Source organism: Pseudomonas sp. 67(2021), from assembly GCF_017491835.1.
Lineage (GTDB): Bacteria > Pseudomonadota > Gammaproteobacteria > Pseudomonadales > Pseudomonadaceae > Aquipseudomonas > Aquipseudomonas atacamensis.
This window is the reverse complement of the sequence record NZ_JAFGYL010000014.1, coordinates 1-16,102: the sequence shown is the minus strand read 5'-3', so window position 1 is coordinate 16,102 and position 16,102 is coordinate 1. Positions and strand designations below refer to the sequence as shown.

The 16,102-nt window shown below is 60.9% G+C and carries 20 protein-coding genes; 8 read left to right on the top strand and 12 right to left on the bottom strand.

Translation table 11 applies throughout. The annotated features are described in order from the left end of the window. The first annotated feature begins 42 nt into the window (after positions 1 to 42). Entirely contained in the window at positions 43 to 1,455 is a 1,413-nt protein-coding gene (locus tag J5M66_RS17505) for an aspartate aminotransferase family protein (RefSeq protein WP_125917365.1), read from the top strand. Between the two features lie 82 nt (positions 1,456 to 1,537). Then, positions 1,538 to 1,762: an MbtH family protein gene (locus J5M66_RS17500; protein WP_016770808.1), complete on the top strand. Its 225-nt coding sequence runs from the start codon at positions 1,538 to 1,540 to the stop codon at positions 1,760 to 1,762. 175 nt (positions 1,763 to 1,937) lie between these two features. Here J5M66_RS17500 and J5M66_RS17495 read toward each other — a convergent pair whose 3' ends face one another. The 10 genes from J5M66_RS17495 to soxR all read right to left on the bottom strand — a co-directional run bounded on the left by J5M66_RS17495 (position 1,938) and on the right by soxR (position 9,438). Continuing rightward, positions 1,938 to 2,843 (bottom strand): zinc ABC transporter substrate-binding protein, encoded by a 906-nt coding sequence (locus tag J5M66_RS17495; RefSeq protein ID WP_207807719.1) that lies wholly within the window; start codon positions 2,841 to 2,843, stop codon positions 1,938 to 1,940. Continuing rightward, the gene (locus J5M66_RS17490) at positions 2,844 to 3,743 is read right to left on the bottom strand and encodes a metal ABC transporter permease (protein WP_007917717.1); all 900 of its coding nucleotides are present in this window, start codon (positions 3,741 to 3,743) and stop codon (positions 2,844 to 2,846) included. Then, positions 3,743 to 4,594, bottom strand: a complete 852-nt coding sequence (locus J5M66_RS17485) for a metal ABC transporter ATP-binding protein (RefSeq protein ID WP_243432938.1) — start codon at positions 4,592 to 4,594, stop codon at positions 3,743 to 3,745. The genes J5M66_RS17490 and J5M66_RS17485 overlap by 1 nt, the downstream gene beginning before the upstream one ends. Next, positions 4,591 to 5,520, bottom strand: a complete 930-nt coding sequence (locus J5M66_RS17480) for a metal ABC transporter substrate-binding protein (RefSeq protein WP_207807718.1) — start codon at positions 5,518 to 5,520, stop codon at positions 4,591 to 4,593. The genes J5M66_RS17485 and J5M66_RS17480 overlap by 4 nt, the downstream gene beginning before the upstream one ends. Before the next feature lie 35 nt (positions 5,521 to 5,555). Beyond that, the gene (locus J5M66_RS17475) at positions 5,556 to 6,131 is read right to left on the bottom strand and encodes a DUF6162 family protein (protein WP_073472510.1); all 576 of its coding nucleotides are present in this window, start codon (positions 6,129 to 6,131) and stop codon (positions 5,556 to 5,558) included. Further along, positions 6,128 to 6,466: a hypothetical protein gene (locus J5M66_RS17470; protein ID WP_122700099.1), complete on the bottom strand. Its 339-nt coding sequence runs from the start codon at positions 6,464 to 6,466 to the stop codon at positions 6,128 to 6,130. The genes J5M66_RS17475 and J5M66_RS17470 overlap by 4 nt, the downstream gene beginning before the upstream one ends. After that, entirely contained in the window at positions 6,463 to 7,005 is a 543-nt protein-coding gene (locus tag J5M66_RS17465) for a thiamine pyrophosphate-binding protein (protein ID WP_207807717.1), read from the bottom strand. Before J5M66_RS17465 ends, J5M66_RS17470 begins: the two co-directional genes overlap by 4 nt. Then, positions 7,002 to 8,201: a PepSY domain-containing protein gene (locus tag J5M66_RS17460; protein WP_016770800.1), complete on the bottom strand. Its 1,200-nt coding sequence runs from the start codon at positions 8,199 to 8,201 to the stop codon at positions 7,002 to 7,004. The genes J5M66_RS17465 and J5M66_RS17460 overlap by 4 nt, the downstream gene beginning before the upstream one ends. A 214-nt stretch (positions 8,202 to 8,415) precedes the next feature. After that, the gene (locus tag J5M66_RS17455) at positions 8,416 to 8,874 is read right to left on the bottom strand and encodes a VOC family protein (protein ID WP_207807716.1); all 459 of its coding nucleotides are present in this window, start codon (positions 8,872 to 8,874) and stop codon (positions 8,416 to 8,418) included. Positions 8,875 to 8,985: 111 nt separating this feature from the next. After that, positions 8,986 to 9,438 carry a redox-sensitive transcriptional activator SoxR gene (gene soxR / locus J5M66_RS17450; RefSeq protein ID WP_207807715.1) on the bottom strand — a complete coding sequence of 151 codons (453 nt, stop codon included), beginning with the start codon at positions 9,436 to 9,438 and terminating at the stop codon, positions 8,986 to 8,988. Between the two features lie 93 nt (positions 9,439 to 9,531). On the opposite strand from soxR, the gene J5M66_RS17445 reads away from it, so the two are divergent. The 5 genes from J5M66_RS17445 to J5M66_RS17425 all read left to right on the top strand — a co-directional run bounded on the left by J5M66_RS17445 (position 9,532) and on the right by J5M66_RS17425 (position 14,229). Continuing rightward, complete coding sequence (locus J5M66_RS17445) at positions 9,532 to 9,894, top strand: antibiotic biosynthesis monooxygenase (protein ID WP_206421807.1); 363 nt, start codon at positions 9,532 to 9,534, stop codon at positions 9,892 to 9,894. Between the two features lie 101 nt (positions 9,895 to 9,995). Continuing rightward, on the top strand, positions 9,996 to 10,265 hold the full coding sequence (locus J5M66_RS17440) for a hypothetical protein (protein ID WP_016770723.1): 270 nt from the start codon (positions 9,996 to 9,998) through the stop codon (positions 10,263 to 10,265). Between the two features lie 101 nt (positions 10,266 to 10,366). Continuing rightward, a complete protein-coding gene (locus J5M66_RS17435) occupies positions 10,367 to 10,981 on the top strand; it encodes a LysE family translocator (RefSeq protein WP_207807714.1) in 615 nt (204 codons plus the stop codon). A gap of 204 nt (positions 10,982 to 11,185) precedes the next feature. Beyond that, a complete protein-coding gene (locus J5M66_RS17430; RefSeq protein WP_207807713.1) occupies positions 11,186 to 12,352 on the top strand; it encodes an aminotransferase class V-fold PLP-dependent enzyme in 1,167 nt (388 codons plus the stop codon). A 68-nt stretch (positions 12,353 to 12,420) separates the two neighbouring features. Continuing rightward, positions 12,421 to 14,229 carry an aminopeptidase P family protein gene (locus tag J5M66_RS17425; RefSeq protein ID WP_207807712.1) on the top strand — a complete coding sequence of 603 codons (1,809 nt, stop codon included), beginning with the start codon at positions 12,421 to 12,423 and terminating at the stop codon, positions 14,227 to 14,229. Between the two features lie 44 nt (positions 14,230 to 14,273). On the opposite strand, the gene J5M66_RS17420 is transcribed toward J5M66_RS17425, so the two are convergent. Beyond that, entirely contained in the window at positions 14,274 to 14,870 is a 597-nt protein-coding gene (locus tag J5M66_RS17420) for a 2-hydroxychromene-2-carboxylate isomerase (RefSeq protein ID WP_207807711.1), read from the bottom strand. Between the two features lie 41 nt (positions 14,871 to 14,911). After that, positions 14,912 to 15,640 (bottom strand): SDR family oxidoreductase, encoded by a 729-nt coding sequence (locus J5M66_RS17415; protein WP_207807710.1) that lies wholly within the window; start codon positions 15,638 to 15,640, stop codon positions 14,912 to 14,914. Positions 15,641 to 15,731: 91 nt separating this feature from the next. Between J5M66_RS17415 and J5M66_RS17410 the strand changes: the two genes are divergently transcribed. Then, a partial coding sequence (locus J5M66_RS17410; RefSeq protein ID WP_207817493.1) for a TetR/AcrR family transcriptional regulator occupies positions 15,732 to 16,102 on the top strand: 371 nt, incomplete at its 3' end.

The window sequence follows — 16,102 nt, the reverse complement described above, 5'->3', positions numbered from 1 at the left end:
GCTGTTTTGGTCACTATCCATAGCGAATTGAGGGGTCGAGAGATGTCAGTCGCCACCAGTCTTATCGAAGCGTCGTCGGCCCGGGTCGCCTCGGCGCCGGCGGAAACGTTGTTCGAATTCAACGAATCACCGTTGTTGGCGCGGCAGAGCCGACAGGAGTCCAACGCACGCAGCTATCCGCGTCGCATTCCGCTGGCGCTCAAGCGCGCCAAGGGCCTGTATGTCGAGGATGTCGAAGGGCGTACATTCATCGACTGCCTGGCCGGCGCCGGCACGCTGGCGCTGGGGCATAACCACCCGGTGGTGATCGAGGCGATCCAGCAAGTGCTGGCCGATGAGTTGCCGCTGCACACCCTCGACCTGACCACGCCAGTCAAGGATCAATTCGTCCAGGACCTGTTCGGGCTGCTGCCGACAGAGCTGGCGGCGCAAGCGAAGATCCAGTTCTGTGGCCCGACCGGCACCGACGCCGTGGAAGCAGCGCTGAAACTGGTGCGCACCGCAACCGGGCGCAGCACCGTGCTGTCATTTTCCGGCGGTTATCACGGCATGAGCCAAGGGGCGTTGAGCCTGATGGGCAGCCTGGGACCGAAAAAACCACTGGGTGCGTTGCTCAGCAACGGCGTGCAGTTCATGCCGTTTCCCTACGATTACCGTTGCCCGTTCGGTCTCGGCGGCGCAGCGGGCGTCAACGCCAATCTGAGTTATCTGGAAAGCCTGCTCAACGATCCCGAGGCCGGGGTGCAATTGCCGGCGGCGGTCATTGTCGAGGCGGTGCAGGGCGAGGGCGGCGTGATACCGGCGGACATCGAGTGGTTGCGCGGCTTGCGCCGGATTACCGAGAAGGCCGGTGTGGCGTTGATCGTTGATGAGATCCAGAGCGGTTTCGCCCGTACCGGCAAGATGTTTGCCTTTGAACACGCGGATATCGTTCCGGATGTGGTTGTACTGTCCAAAGCCATCGGTGGCAGCCTGCCGTTGGCGGTGGTGGTTTACCGCGACTGGCTCGACACCTGGCAACCGGGCGCCCATGCCGGCACGTTCCGCGGCAATCAGATGGCCATGGCCGCCGGTTCAGCGGTGATGCGCTATCTGGTGGAGCACAAGGTTTGCGAGCACGCCGCCGCCATGGGTGATCGACTCAGCGAGCATCTGCACATCCTGCAACGCGACTTCCCGCAGCTGGGCGATATTCGTGGGCGTGGCCTGATGCTCGGCGTCGAACTGGTCGACCCGAACGGCGCGCCCGACGCGCTCGGTCATCCGCCAGCGTTTGCGCGTCTGGCGCCGCTGGTCCAGCGTGAATGCCTCAAGCGTGGCCTGATTCTGGAGCTGGGCGGTCGCCATGGCGCAGTGGTGCGCTTCCTGCCGCCGCTGGTGATCACTGCCGCGGAAATCGACCGGGTGGCCGAGATCTTCGGTCGCGCATTGGCCGCTGCCACCGCCGCGCTGTAAATTTTTCCGCGCGGCGAACGTTCTTTCTACATACCCGGCTGCATTCCTTGTGCAGCCGACCTTACAACGATGGAGAACCAGCATGACGTCAGTATTCGACCGCGAGGACATCCTCTTTCAGGTCGTGGTCAACCACGAAGAGCAATACTCGATCTGGCCCGATTACAAAGCTGTGCCGCAAGGCTGGCGCACCGTGGGCAAGAGCGGCCTGAAAAAGGAATGCCTGGCCTATATCGAAGAAGTCTGGACCGACATGCGCCCATTGAGCCTGCGCCAGAAGATGGATGCGCAAGTCGCGGCGCAATAAGCGACCGGGCAAAAGAAACCCGCTGGACCAGTGATGGTCAGCGGGTTTTTTCATGCCTGGAGTGACGTTGTGGGCGCAGGCCTCTTCGCGAGCAGGCTCGCTCCCACAGTTGAAAATGCGATCCCCTGTGGGAGCGAGCCTGCTCGCGAAGAACGATAACGCGGACTTACTAAAACTACGCTCCGCTCAACCCCTTGAGCAACAAATCCACATTCCCCTCCAGCTCCGCCAGCGGATCGGCCGCATCGGTACTCAACACCACCAAACGGCTGCCGGATTCGGCAATCGCTGCTTTCACCGGCTCCGCTGGCTGGCGATGGTGCAGCACCACCGCCACGTCATTGTCCTTGAGCGTCGCTGTCAGCTTCTTCAACTCCTCTGGGGTCCAATCGGCATCGGGACGCGCATCCTGTCCGGCCAGTTCAAGGTTGAGGCTGCCAATCAGATAGCCGAAGTGATCGCTCAGGCTCATCACGCTCAGGTTGTCCGCCTCGGCCAGACGCGCTTCGGTGTCCGCGCTGAGTTTCAGCAAACGCTGTTTCAACGCCGCCAGGTTGGCTTCGATTGCAGGCTTGGCGCTCGGTGCCAGGCGCACCAGGTCTGCGGCCATCACATCGGCCATGCGCCCCATGTTGTTGCTCGCCAGCCATGGCTGACTGTTCAGCCCATCAACCTGCAGGCCCGGCTGCACGGCGATGCCGGGCAGGGCGCCGTCGACCGGGCGCGCAGCGTCGACTTCGACGATACGGATATTGCTGCGCCGCGCGATCGGGTACAGCGGATCATCGGCCCACAGCGAACGCAGACCGATTACCGCGTCCGCGTCGGTGGCCAGTTTGCTCAGCGCCGGAGCGCCACGGCCGGTGAAATACGCGGTCTGGCGGCTGCCGGGCAGGTTGGCCGGCGCCGCGCGTTCGAGGTTGACGTTTGTGCCCTTGAGCAATGCTTCGCCCAATCCATAGGTGATCGGTAACGAGGCCAGAACGCGCAACGGTTTCGCAGTTTCAGCCGCCATCAACGGAGTGCAGACCACGCCATACAGGGCCATGGCCAGAGTCAGGTTACGCAATGAAAAAGCCATTTATCCAAGGTTCCCTTTCAGGCTGGGGACGACGCCGCGCGCAATGGCGGCGAGGGCGAAAGCGATGCCGGCGACCAGAATGATCGCGGCGCCGGACGGGATCGGCAGATCGAATACGATCGGCGCAAGAATCCCGCACAGGGTGCTGACGGTAGCGATCAGCACCGAGCACCAGAAAAACCCTTTCAGCGACTGACTGAGCAAGCGCGCCGCTGCCGCAGGAATCACCAGCAAGGCACCGACCAGAATCGCGCCAATCACCTTCACTGCCGCGACGGTGATCAAGGTCACCAGGATCACGAACAGGTAATCCAGGGTCTTCACCGCTACGCCACGCACCGCCGCCAGTTGCGGATTGAAACTGGCGAGCATGATGCGGTTGTACAGCGGCAGGGCGAGGGCCATGACCAGCGAACCGACGATGGCCAGCACTGCCAGATCATTGCCGTTGACGGTCAATACCGAACCGAACAGCACGTTTTCCAGAATGTGCACGTTGATCTTGCCGGCGAGAATCAGCAGCAGGCTCGCGCCCAGTGCCAGTGACACCGAGAGAAACACGCCGATCAGCGTATCCGGTGCCAGTCCGGTGCGGTTGCGCAAGTAATTGAGCAGGATGCCGAACAGCAGGCAGTAACCGAACAGGCTGCCGTACGGGCCGGTGTAGGGTTCGCCGAGCAGAATGCCGATGGCGACACCGGTCAACGCGGCATGGCCGACTGCTTCGGAAAAGAACGCGAAGCGCTTGACCACCACCAGCGTGCCGAGCCCGCCCAGCACGGGGCCGATCAGCAGGCCGGCGAGCAGCGCATTGACCACAAAACCGTAGGCCAGCGCCTCGGGCAGATAACCGGACGATGCCCAACCCTGGACCATCAAACGAAAGGCTTCGTAGCTCATCAGACCGCGCTCCGTGGATGGGTGGAAAACAGCGTCAGCAGACGTTCCGGAGTCAGCGCCTGTTGCGGTGTGGCATCGAACAGCACGCGGCGGTTGAGACCGGTAACCCGATCGGCCAGCCGACCCACCGCCTCCAGGTCATGTTCGATCCACAACACCGTGATGCCCGCCGCGCGCCAGTCAGTCAGCAGACGTTCGAACACCTGAATCCCGGCTTCATCGAGGGCCGACATCGGCTCGTCAAGCACCAGCAATTGCGGCGCCGGAATCAAGCCCTGCGCGAGCAGCACCCGCTGCCGCTCGCCGCCGGACAGCGCGCCCATGCGGCGCTTGCGCTTGTCCTGCATGCCGACGCGCTCCAGTGCCTCGCCGATGGCGCCGGCGTAGTGTTTGCTCAAACCGAGGAAGGCCGGACGCCGTTGACACATGGCGGCCATGAAATCGTCGACGGTCATCGGCAGGCCGCGATCGAACTCCAGCGCCTGCGGGACGTAACCAATGGTGCCGGGCTCGCCGGGCCAGTGCAGGCTGAGCTGGCCCTGATGCGGCATCTGCCCGAGCAGGGTCTTGATCAGCGAACTCTTGCCACCGCCGTTGGGGCCGACCAGCGCATGCACGCTGCCGGGCTGCACCTGGAAAGTGACCTTGTCGAGAATCGTCGTGCGCCCCAGCGTCAGGCTCACTTCCGTAAACTCCAGCGATGGCCCGGTTATCCCCGGTGAGAGCGAGCCTGCTCGCGAATGCGGTGCGTCATTCAGCGAAGATGTTGCCTGATCCGGCGCCTTCGCGAGCAGGCTCGCTCCCACCGGGTTATTGGTGTTGTCAGGGATCAGGGTTTCTTTCGACGTCATGCCCCCGACTCCTGAATCGCCCGAACCACGGTGTTGAGGTTGCCGGTCATTTCCTTTTCGTACTTGTCGGCTGTGTATTCGCCGTACGAAATGTGCGACAGCGGGTACAGCTTCACCCCGGATTCGCGCTGGATGGTGTCGACGTAGCTGGACGGGAAATCCATCTCCGAGAAGATCACTTTGACGTCGAGTTCACGCAACTGGTCGATGGTCTTTTTCAGCTGACTCGGGCTTGGCTCGATGCCGTGGGCGGGCTCGACCACGGCCGTCACTTCCAGACCGAATTCGCGCAAAAGATAGTCGTAAGCCGCATGCACTGTGGCCACGCGCAGTTCGGCGTTGGGTGCCTGGGTCAGTTTGGCCAAAGCGTCGGCGCGCATCTGCCGCAGGCGTTTGCCATAGGCGCGGGCGTTTTGCATGTAGATCTTGGCGTTATCCGGATCGATCTTGCCCAGCTCGCGGGCGATGTTGTTGACCTGGGCGATGGAGGCGCTGATCGACAGGAACGTGTGCGGATTGACCACTTTGCCGGCGCCGCGCGCAGCGACACCGGTGGCCGCCAGCAATGGCACGTTCTCGTTGGCTTCGATGGTTTTGACGTTGGGTGTTTCGCTGGCGGCGATCATCCGGTCGGCGAAGTCGTCATGACCGACGCCGTTGAGCACGATCACGTCCAGTCCGCTGATGCGCTTGATGTCCTCGGCGCGCGGTTCGTAGGCGTGCGGATTGAAGCCCGCAGGAATCAGCGGCACCACTTCGGCCTTGTCGCCGACGATGTTGGCGACGTAGCTGTAATACGGATGCAGGGTAATGCCGATGCGCAGGCGTTTGCCTTGCTCGGCGCTGGCCAACGGGCTCAGCAGGCAGGCGCACAGACCAAGCAGAAACAGGCGTAACAAGGGACGGCGAGGAGATGAAATGGACATGGGCAAGCAGTCTTCTCTCGGATAAAGGCGAGGAATCAATGGCGATGTTCGCGGGTAACCCCGGCATCGAATTGCGCGACGATCTGTTTCCAGCCAGCGGCGGACAGCGCGGCGTCAGACAGATCTTCAGCAGGCGCGGGATCGGCGCTGCGCTTGAGCCAGATGTCCGGCGCCGCGTTGGCGTCAGTGCCGACACGCATCAGAAATGAACCGGCGACATCAGGCGTCGCACTACGGCCGAAATAGGCGCGTTCGGCGAGCATCTGCCATGCGTGACCACCACGGCTGACCGAACTGGCGTCCTGCGCGAACGGCGCGAAACCTTCGTCAGCGAGCATTTGTGGCGTCGGCAGGGCTTGTTGCTCTTCGCGCAGCAAGCGGATTTCGTCGAGGGTTACCCGCAGGTCGGCATAGATGCCTTGCTCGGCGGCGCTGAGATCGCGGCGGGCGTCGTACTGGTTGCTGGCGACCGGCTCCGGTTCATGGGAAACCCCGCGCCACGCCACCACCGAGCCGGCGACCGCGAGGATCAGCAAGCACAACAGCAGCACATTGAGGGTTTCATGACCGGCGCCGGCCGGGCGTACCACTTGCGTCGTCGGGCTACTCATGGGGCTTCGATATCCGCCTGGTCGATTTCCACCACGTGGCCGGGGCCGGCGTCGAACAGCACATAGAACTCGCTGCCGGGCTTCTTGAACGTCAGCGTCGAGTCATCACCCAATTTGCCCGGCACCAGAATGGTTTCGTCGTAGCCGATCACGTCGAGGGTCACCCCCGGCGCACCGCTGCCGTCGGAGAAACCGCCGGTGCATTTGATCTGTTCGGCATCGATGGCTTTGCATTCGCACATCGGGTTGTGCGCCAGGGTGCTGGCGCTGAAACCGGCGCTCAGCAGCAGCGCGGCGCTGGCGAGCAAACGGGTCTGAAGGGGTGAGCGAGTCATGGTTTGGCTCCTTGTTTGTTCAGCCACGCAACCGTGGCGGGGGAGGCTTGGCTCAGGGGAATCGCGGCTTGGTGCATGCTGCCGTCCCAGCCTTCCATGGTGATCCACAGCTCGGCGTCAGGTTTGGTCTTTGCCGGGATCGGCATTTGCGTGCCCATGCGATAAGGCGTACCGAAGAAGATCGTGCCAGCGGCGCGCAGACTGCGCGGCTTGCCGATGCGCAGGTAAGTAGCCTTGACCTGTTCGACGCAGGTATCACAAACGGCGGCAGTGAAATCCTTCATATAGCCGGCCGGACCGCTCAGGTGCGGTGCCTCGTCGCGCAGTTCGGCCAGGCGCAGGCTCCACGGGCCGATCTGGACGGTGCCTATTTCCCGTTGGCCCAGGCCACTGTCGCCGCGAAACAGCGAAGCATCGGCAAAGTATTTCGGCATGAAGCCCAGCGGGATCAGCAACAGCAGGACATTGATGTGGAAACGCCACTTGTGCCAGAAACGCGACAGGCGCGAGGGCGGTGTGACCGAGATGGCTTTGTTCACAGGCTCGCCTCCGAAGGTTCACGGCGCAGCGCCGGTTGAGCGGTGACGCGGTTTTTCTTGTCCTCGCGTTTCAGCGCATTGGCGGTGGCCAAGGCGGTGCGCTTGGTCCAGATCAGCAGGCCGCTGAGAATCATCATGCTCAGCAACAGACCGAAGAAGAACCAGATCAATTTGATCCAGATGCCGCCGAAGTCGCCGGTGTGCAGCGGGCGCATGGATTCGGTGACGAATTCCAGCGAGGACCGATCGGACAGCAACCGTGAGGAGGCCATTTCGCCGTTGTACGGGTTGAGAGTCGCGGTCTGATACATCAGCGGATACCAGCCACGGCCGCTGACGCTCATGTGCGAGTAGGCATTGCCCGGCAGGTTGACGTAGCTGGCTTCCAGGCCCGGAATCTTCTGCTGGGCGATTTCGATGGCGCGATCCAGGCTGATACGCGGCGGCGGGGTGCCGGCGGCCGAGATCGGCACACTTTCGCGGGACATCGCCGGAATGATCGGTTCGCTGGAAATGGAAATCTGGTTATCGAACAGGATCGCCTTGATCAGGAACCAGATGCCGGTGATGGAAATCACCGCGATGAACCAGATCGACCAGATGCCGCACAGGCGATGAAAGTCGCCCCAGAAAATCCGCGCGCCGTGGCGCACGCGCAGGGTCGGGCGCAGAAAACCTTTCCAGAAGCGCTTGTACACCACCAGCCCGGTAATCAGCGACACCAGCATCGGCACGCCGAGCAGCGACACCAGATACCAGCCCCAGCTGTAGCCATTGGTGAACGGCACCAGCCACCAGCCATGCAGGGCGCGGGTGAACGCCTTGAAATCGAAGGCCGGCGCGGTGCCCTGGATGACGCCGGTGTACGGATTGACATAGACCGTCAACGAGCGCCCGTCGGGGTAGCTGACTTCGACGTCGAGGGCAAAGTGCGACTCGTCCGGACGATTGATGCTCTGCACCAGGGTTTGCGGCTCGGCTTGTTTGATCGCGGCGAGAATCTGGTCATAGCTCAGTCGCGGCGCATCGTCCGACGGCTGACTGGCGCGCATTTGCGGGTTGGCCAGCCAGACAATCTCCTGGCTGACCACTGCCAGCGTGCCGGTGACACAGACGATCAATACAAAGAACCAGATCGGCAACGCCAGCCAGCTATGCACCAGGAACCACAGTTTGGAACGGGATTTCTTCGACATGATTGCGCGTCTTGATTGCGGTGGAAGGGGCCGGGCTACGGGCTTCGCAGCACGGAACTCCCCGGGAGGCCGTTCGTGGCTTTTGCCTACGCGAACGGCCTGCATTCCTATAAGACGGATGAGCGAAGAAAATCCCGAAAGCGGATATGAAAGTAAATGTTTCGCAATTACATCGGCAGTGCCTTTTTGCCGGTTGATCCCAAGCAAAAAGCCCTCAGCCTTGGCTGAACATCTCCATCGCACGCTGGCGAATCTGCTCTTCGCTCAGATCCTCCTTGTGCGTGGCGAGAAACCACAGATGGCCGAACGGATCTCTCAGCGTGCCGCTGCGATCACCGTAAAACTGGTCTTTGACCTCGGAGACGCTTTGCGCCCCGGCATCCAGCGCTTGTTGAAAGGACTGGTCGACATCGGTGACATACAGGTGCAAGCCGATCGACACCGCCTGCTGTGGATTGCTCAACGGCCCTTGATCGCAAGGCGTGCCGAGCATGATCGCGCTGTCGCCGATGCGCAGCTCGGCGTGGCCGATGTTGCCGTCGGGCATGGTCAGGCGCATGACTTCGCTGGCATTGAAGGCTTTCTTGTAGAAATCGATGGCCTCGGCAGCCTGTTGGATGCCGAGATACGGGGTAATGCTGTGATACCCCTCGGGAATGGGTTTGACGCTCATGACGTTCTCCCTGTTTTTGTTTTCAACAGATGTGGTTACACCGGATTTACCCGGAGCAATCACTATAGAACCGTCCTTACTGCACAGATTTTCCGCCGACGAGCAGCGTCATCACTCATCGCGAAAGTGCGGGCCTGGCCCTCGGTCACCGAGCATGTCGCCCTTATTGCGTAACGGACACGCCTCCATGGACAGACAGCCGCAGCCGATGCACCCGGTGAGCTGATCGCGCATCAGCGTAAGTTGCCTGATCCGTTCATCCAGCTCGCGCTGCCATTGTTCAGACAGCATTTTCCAGTCCGTCGCCGACGGCGCGCGATCCTGCGGCAGGATCTTCAGCGCTTCGCCGATTTCCGCCAGCGGTATTCCCAGCCGTTGCGCGACTTTGATCAACGCCACCCGGCGCAGGACGGCGCGCGGATAGCGGCGCTGATTGCCGGCATTGCGCTCACTCTTGATCAAACCTTTGGCTTCATAAAAATGCAGCGCGGTGACCGCGACGCCACTGCGCGCCGCAACTTCGCCGACGGTGAGAGGCTTGTGCACCTGGTCCTTGCTGATCATGCAAAAAATACTCTTGACCTTGACTTAACTAGAGGTTTTACCCTGCAGCTCTTCGGGTCGCAAGGCTCGCTTCAAGATGAGTGGGGGCTTTCCATGAGCAATCGCAGCTTTACCCAATTGATCGAATTCGAAATCGAACCCCGCCAGCAAGCAGCGCTGGTCTCGGCACTGGCCACGCAGACCGAGGGGCTGGCCCAGCGTTACGACGGGTTTCTCAGCGCCAGCGTGCAGGCCAGCGACGACGGCCGCCGCGTGCTGAGCTTTTTGCAATGGCAGAGCCGCGAAGCGGGGGAGGCGGCGTTTCGCAGTTTCGAAAGCGGCGAGGAGGATTTCTGGCAATTGATCCGTACCCATCGGGCGAAAAACGTGACCTTCAACTCGTTCCAGGTGCACAGCAGTATCGCCCGCAGCCACGACGACGCGCTGCACTGCCTTTTGCCGGTCAGCCAGTATTAGCGCAAAGCTGATAGCCACTATTGAGAGCGTTGATTTCTGCGCGAGCGTGCCCGGGCGTAGCCTTTCTCCATCGACCCCACATTGCTCGCCAGGACGCTCCCATGAACCGTTTACTGACTGTTTCGCTGATGCTCGCTGTTTCCGTACTCGCCGGTTGTGCCGGCCATGTTTCGCCCGAGCTGCGCCCTTACACCGCTGAAGAATCCCGCGAACTGGCGCTGGAAGCGCTGAACCGCAGCGGCTTGTCGTTCGACGAATACCACGCGAAAAAAGCCCAATTGCTAGGCCAGCCGCAGAAGACTTTCGGCTTCGACCAACAGGGTGAGATGAGCGCCGAACGTGCCATACAGCTGCACGGTCGTCCGAGCTGAAGGCAAACTGTACTGCTTGAAGTTTTCCCTAACTGTCCGTGGGTTTGCCGGGCCGTGTGGGATAGGGTCAACAGCTGAATGACCCTGGGTGGACTGCCTCGATGAACCTCTCGCTTGATCTGCTGTTGGGCTTTGCCCTGTTTGCCCTTGTCACCTCGATCACACCGGGGCCGAACAACACCATGTTGCTGGCGTCCGGAGTGAATTTCGGTTTCAACCGCACCATTCCGCACATGCTCGGCATCAGCTGCGGCTTCTTTTTATTGGTGGTAGCGGTGGGCTTCGGCCTTGGCGCGGTGTTTCAGGCCTATCCGATTCTGTATACGGTGCTGCGATATGTCGGCGCCTCGTATTTGTTGTATCTGGCGTGGAAGATCGCCCACTCCGGCCCGGTCGGCGACAGTGCCCACGGCGAGGCGAAACCGATCAGCTATCTGGGCGCCGCGGCGTTCCAGTGGGTCAATCCCAAGGCGTGGATCATGGCCATCGGCGCCATCAGCACGTACACGCCGATGCAGGGTTATTTCTATAACGTCGTAATCATCGCGGCGGTGTTCGCCATCATCAATCTGCCCAGTGTCGGCCTGTGGGCGGCGTGCGGCACGCTGTTGCGCAATGTGCTGAAAGATCCGCGCTGGTTGCGCGTGTTCAATTGGGGCATGGCAGCGCTGTTGGTGATCTCGTTGTATCCGTTACTTCTCGAAAGCTTTCACTGACGCATTGCTTCAATCGCCGGCCCGATGCCTGTTAAGCTCGGTTTCAGGAGCGTTCCTACGCACTTTTAATGAAGCCCTACTTCTTTAACGGCATCCGATCAGGTATTGATGACGCTCTCGAACCCATGCACAGCTCACGAGGCTGTGCATCGTCGTTTGCAGACACGAGCCTCCTGATCCCGGAACACGCTCTGCGAGTCCTTTATGAACACACGTCCGTTGTATTTCGATTACGCCGCCACCACCCCGGTGGACGAGCGGGTCATCCAGGTGATGATCGAATGTCTGGGTTTTCACGGTAACTTCGGTAACCCGGCGTCCAGCTCCCACGCTTTCGGCCAGCAGGCCCGGCAGACGGTCGAGCAGGCGCGTCGGCAAGTAGCCGATCTGGTCGGCGCGCAGCCTGAGCAGATTGTCTGGACCTCCGGTGCCACCGAGTCCAACAACCTCGCCCTCAAAGGCGTCTCCCAGGCCCGTGGCGTTTGCGGCGGGCACATCATTACCAGTCAGATCGAACACAAGGCCATTCTCGACACCGCGCGGCAATTGCAGGACTCGGGCATTGCCGTGACCTATCTGGTGCCGGACGCCCAAGGCTTGATCACGCCGCAAGCGGTCAGCGAAGCGATGCGTGACGACACGTTTCTGGTCTCGCTGATGCTGGTCAACAACGAGTTGGGCACGGTCAACGATGTCGAGGCGATTGGCGAAGTGGTGCGCAGTCGGCAGGCGTTGTTTCATGTTGATGCGGCGCAAGGCGCGGGCAAAGTCGCGATCTATCTGAGCCGCTGGCCGGTGGATCTGATGTCCTTTTCCGCGCACAAACTCTACGGCCCCAAGGGCATCGGCGCCTTGTATGTCGGCCCGCAGGCGCAGCAACGCTTGCAGGCACAGATCCACGGCGGCGGTCATGAAGGTGGCCTGCGCTCCGGAACCCTGGCGACTCATCAGATTGCCGGGATGGGCGCTGCTTTCGCTTTGGCCGCCGACGCATTCGATGAAGAGAAAAAATTCATCATCGCTTTGCGCGAACGCTTGCTCGAACAGCTTTTGAAGTTACCCGGCGTGCGCCTCAATGGCAGTGCCTCGCAACGTATTCCGCACACCCTGAGCCTGACCTTCAGCGAGGGCGAGTTCAACAGCGCCGCATTGAGCCATTCGATCGCGTTTTCCGCGACGTCGGCGTGTAATTCCGCAAGTAATGCGCCGTCCCACGTGCTGCTCGCGCTCGGACACGATGCGCGGCTGGCGGGGCGCACCATTCGCTTGAGCCTCGGGCGGTTTACCACCGTTGAGGATGTCGACAAGGCCGTTGACCTGATCACCACCGCCTGCGCCAGTGCTCCGGCATTCTGGGCGACAGGGCTCTAAACAGCAGACGCTTTCCATGGCCGCGAAGGCTACGAACAATAACGATGACGCGATTAGCAGGAGACATGATGAGTTCCCACACCTTGACCGAAGGATCGGTGCCTCAGCGCCTGGCGCATACCCGTGAACTGATGCGCCGCGAAGGCATCCATGCGCTGCTGGTGCCGTCCGCCGACCCGCATCTTTCGGAATACCTGCCGGGTTACTGGCAGGGCCGGCAATGGTTGTCGGGTTTCCACGGTTCGGTCGGTACGCTGATCGTCACTGCGGATTTCGCCGGTGTGTGGGCCGACAGTCGTTACTGGGAACAGGCGACGAAAGAGCTCAACGGCAGCGGCATCGAACTGGTCAAGCTGCAACCGGGGCAGCCGAGCCCGCTGGACTGGCTGGCGGAGCAAACCCCCGAGGGCGGCGTGGTTGCCGTTGATGGTGCGGTAATGGCGGTGGCTTCGGCGCGCACACTGAGCAGCAAGCTCGAGGCACGCGGTGCTCGCCTGCGCACCGATATCGACCTGTTGCAGGAAGTCTGGCGTGATCGCCCGAGCCTGCCGAACGCGCCGATCTATCAGCATCTGCCGCCGCAAGCGACCGTCAGCCGTGGCGAGAAACTGGCGAAATTGCGCGAAACCTTGCAAGAACGTGGTGCCGACTGGCACTTCATCGCCACCTTGGATGACATCGCCTGGCTGTTCAACCTGCGTGGTGGTGATGTCTCGTTCAATCCGGTGTTTGTTTCGTTCGCCTTGATCAATCAGCAACAGGCCACGCTGTTTGTGGCGCTGAGCAAGGTCGATGCCGATCTGCGCGCGGTACTGGAGCAGGATGGCGTGACGCTGCGTGACTACAGCGAAGTGGCCGATGCGTTGCGTGCTGTGCCGAGCGGCGCGAGCCTGCTGGTCGATCCGGCGCGAGTGACCACGGGGTTGCTGGATAACCTGGACAGTGGCGTGAAACTGGTCGAAGGCCTCAACCCGACTACGTTGGCCAAGTCGCAGAAAAGCGAAGCCGACGCGCAGCACATCCGTAAAGCGATGGAGCAGGATGGCGCGGCGTTGTGCGAATTCTTTGCCTGGCTGGAATCGGCGTGGGGGCGCGAGCGCATCACCGAACTGACCATCGACGAGAAACTTACCGCTGCCCGTGAGCGTCGTCCCGATTACGTTTCGCTGAGCTTCAACACGATTGCCGCGTTCAACGCCAATGGCGCGATGCCGCACTATCACGCTACCGAAGAAGAGCATGCGGTGATCGAGGGTGATGGTCTGTTGCTCATCGATTCCGGTGGTCAATACCTCGGCGGTACCACAGACATCACGCGCATGGTCCCGGTGGGTACGCCGACCCAGGAGCAGAAACAGGATTGCACGCGCGTGTTGAAAGGCGTGATTGCGCTGTCGCGGGCACGATTTCCGAAAGGCATTCTGTCGCCGCTGCTCGACGCCATCGCTCGTGCGCCGATCTGGGCTGACAACGTCGACTACGGCCACGGCACTGGTCATGGCGTGGGCTATTTCCTCAACGTTCACGAAGGTCCGCAAGTGATCGCTTATCAAGCGGCACCGGCACCGCAGACGGCGATGCAGCCGGGGATGATTACCTCGATCGAACCCGGCACTTATCGCCCGGGCCGCTGGGGCGTGCGCATCGAGAACCTGGCGATGAACCGCGAGGCCGGCAGCAGCGAATTCGGCGACTTCCTCAAGTTCGAAACCCTGACGCTGTGCCCGATCGATACTCGCTGCCTGATTGCTGACCTGCTGACCCAGGAAGAAAAGCAGTGGCTCAATGCTTATCACAGTGAAGTACGCGAGCGTCTGAGCCCGTTGCTGGATGGCGCGGCGTTGAGCTGGTTGAACGAGCGCACTGTGGCCATTTGATCGATTTACCCAAGGCGCCGCTCGCGGTGCCTTGGGGCTCGGCTTCAATCCTGGCGCAATGCCTCTTCTACGAAGTCGAGTCGATCCTGACCGAAGAACAACTGATCGCCAATGAACATGCTGGGGGCACCGAAAACGCCGCGCTTGATGGCGGCTTCGGTGTTTTCCTTGAGTGCGGCTTTTACCGATTCATCGTTGGTCAGCGCCATTATCTCTTGGGGGTCGAAGCCGTTTTCAGGCAGCACGGCGGCAATGACTTGCGGATCGTTGAGGTTACGGCCTTCTACCCAAAGCGCCCTGAACAGGCAATCGACGAATTCGGCGAAACGCTGCGGCTGGCGCATCTGCATGCCAGTGACGGCACGCATCAATATCAGCGTGTTGATTGGAAAGTGCGGATTGAATCTGAGCTGTACGCCGTAGCGTTTGGCGAAGCGATCGAGGTCCTGAAACATGTAGCGGCCCTTGGCCGGAATCATTGCCGGCGAAGCGTTGCCGGTGGCTTTGAACACGCCACCCAACAGCATCGGGATGTAGATCAGTTCGCTCTGGGTATCGGCGCAGATTTTCGCTAGCTGGGTGTGCGCCAGATAGGTGGTGGGGCTGCCGAGGTCGAAATAGAATTCCACGGTTTTCGTCATGATCAAATCGCTCTCTTATTGTTGTAATGAGGGGGGAGGGCTTACCAGCGTTCGTTCCATGGGCGCAGGTCCAGCTCGAAGGTCCAGGCATCCCGTGGCTGACTGTGCAGATACCAATAGTTTTCGGCGATGTGCTCTGGATCGAGAATGCCGTCCTGATCCTTGGTCGCGTATTTCTCGGGAAAGCTGTTGCGGATGAAGTCGGTATCGATCGCACCATCAACTACGACGTGGGCGACATGAATGTTCATCGGCCCCAACTCTCTCGCCATGCTTTGCGCCAGTGCGCGGATGCCGTGTTTGGCTCCGGCGAAAGCGGCAAATCCAGAAGCACCGCGCAGCCCGGCCGTGGCACCAGTGAATAGAATCGTGCCGCGCTGCCGAGTGACCATGCGCTTGGCCACTTCACGGGCATTGAGAAAACCGGAGAAGCAGGCCATCTCCCAGATCTTGAAATATTTGCGCGCGGTTTCTTCGAGAATGCTGCAGGGCACGTTGGCGCCGATGTTGAAGACAAAGGCCTCGATCGGGCCGACGCGGGTTTCGATGTCTTCGATCAAGGCGATGACGTCATCTTCCTTGCGCGCATCGCAGGCAAAACCATTGGCCTCACCGCCATCAGCGATGATTGCGTCAACCAGAGGCTGCAATTTGTCGGCGCTGCGCCGGGTCACACAGGCTATAAATCCCTCACTGGCAAAGCGCTTGGCAATGGCCCCGCCCGTGGCATCACCGGCCCCGACAACCAACACGACCTTCTTGTTATACATGGGTGAATCCCTTTGGGTTAACGATCGTTTAGTTAACGAACGTTATGCTAGGATTCGGGCAGCGTCAAGGCGATCTACTTCAGGAGATGACATGCGTTATTCGGCCGGACACAAATCGGAAACCCGCGAACGATTGCTGCAAAGCAGCGCGCTGTCGGCAAAGAAATCGGGGTTTTCCACGGTGGGCGTGGATGGCCTGATGAAAGCCATCGGTTTGAGTGGCGCCGCGTTCTACAGCCACTTTTCATCCAAGGATGCGTTGTTCGCTGCCATCGTCGAGCGAGAGTTGAGTGAAAGTCTTGAGCGCCTTGGTGGCCAGGGCGGTGCAGATCGGCAGCGGCTGGAGCGTTGTCTGAAGCAGTACCTGAGCATGGCCCACGTCGAGCAACCCGAGGCCGGTTGCGCGCTGCCGACATTGGGCGCGGAGATTGCCCGTGCCGATGTACAGGTGCGTGAGCAGGC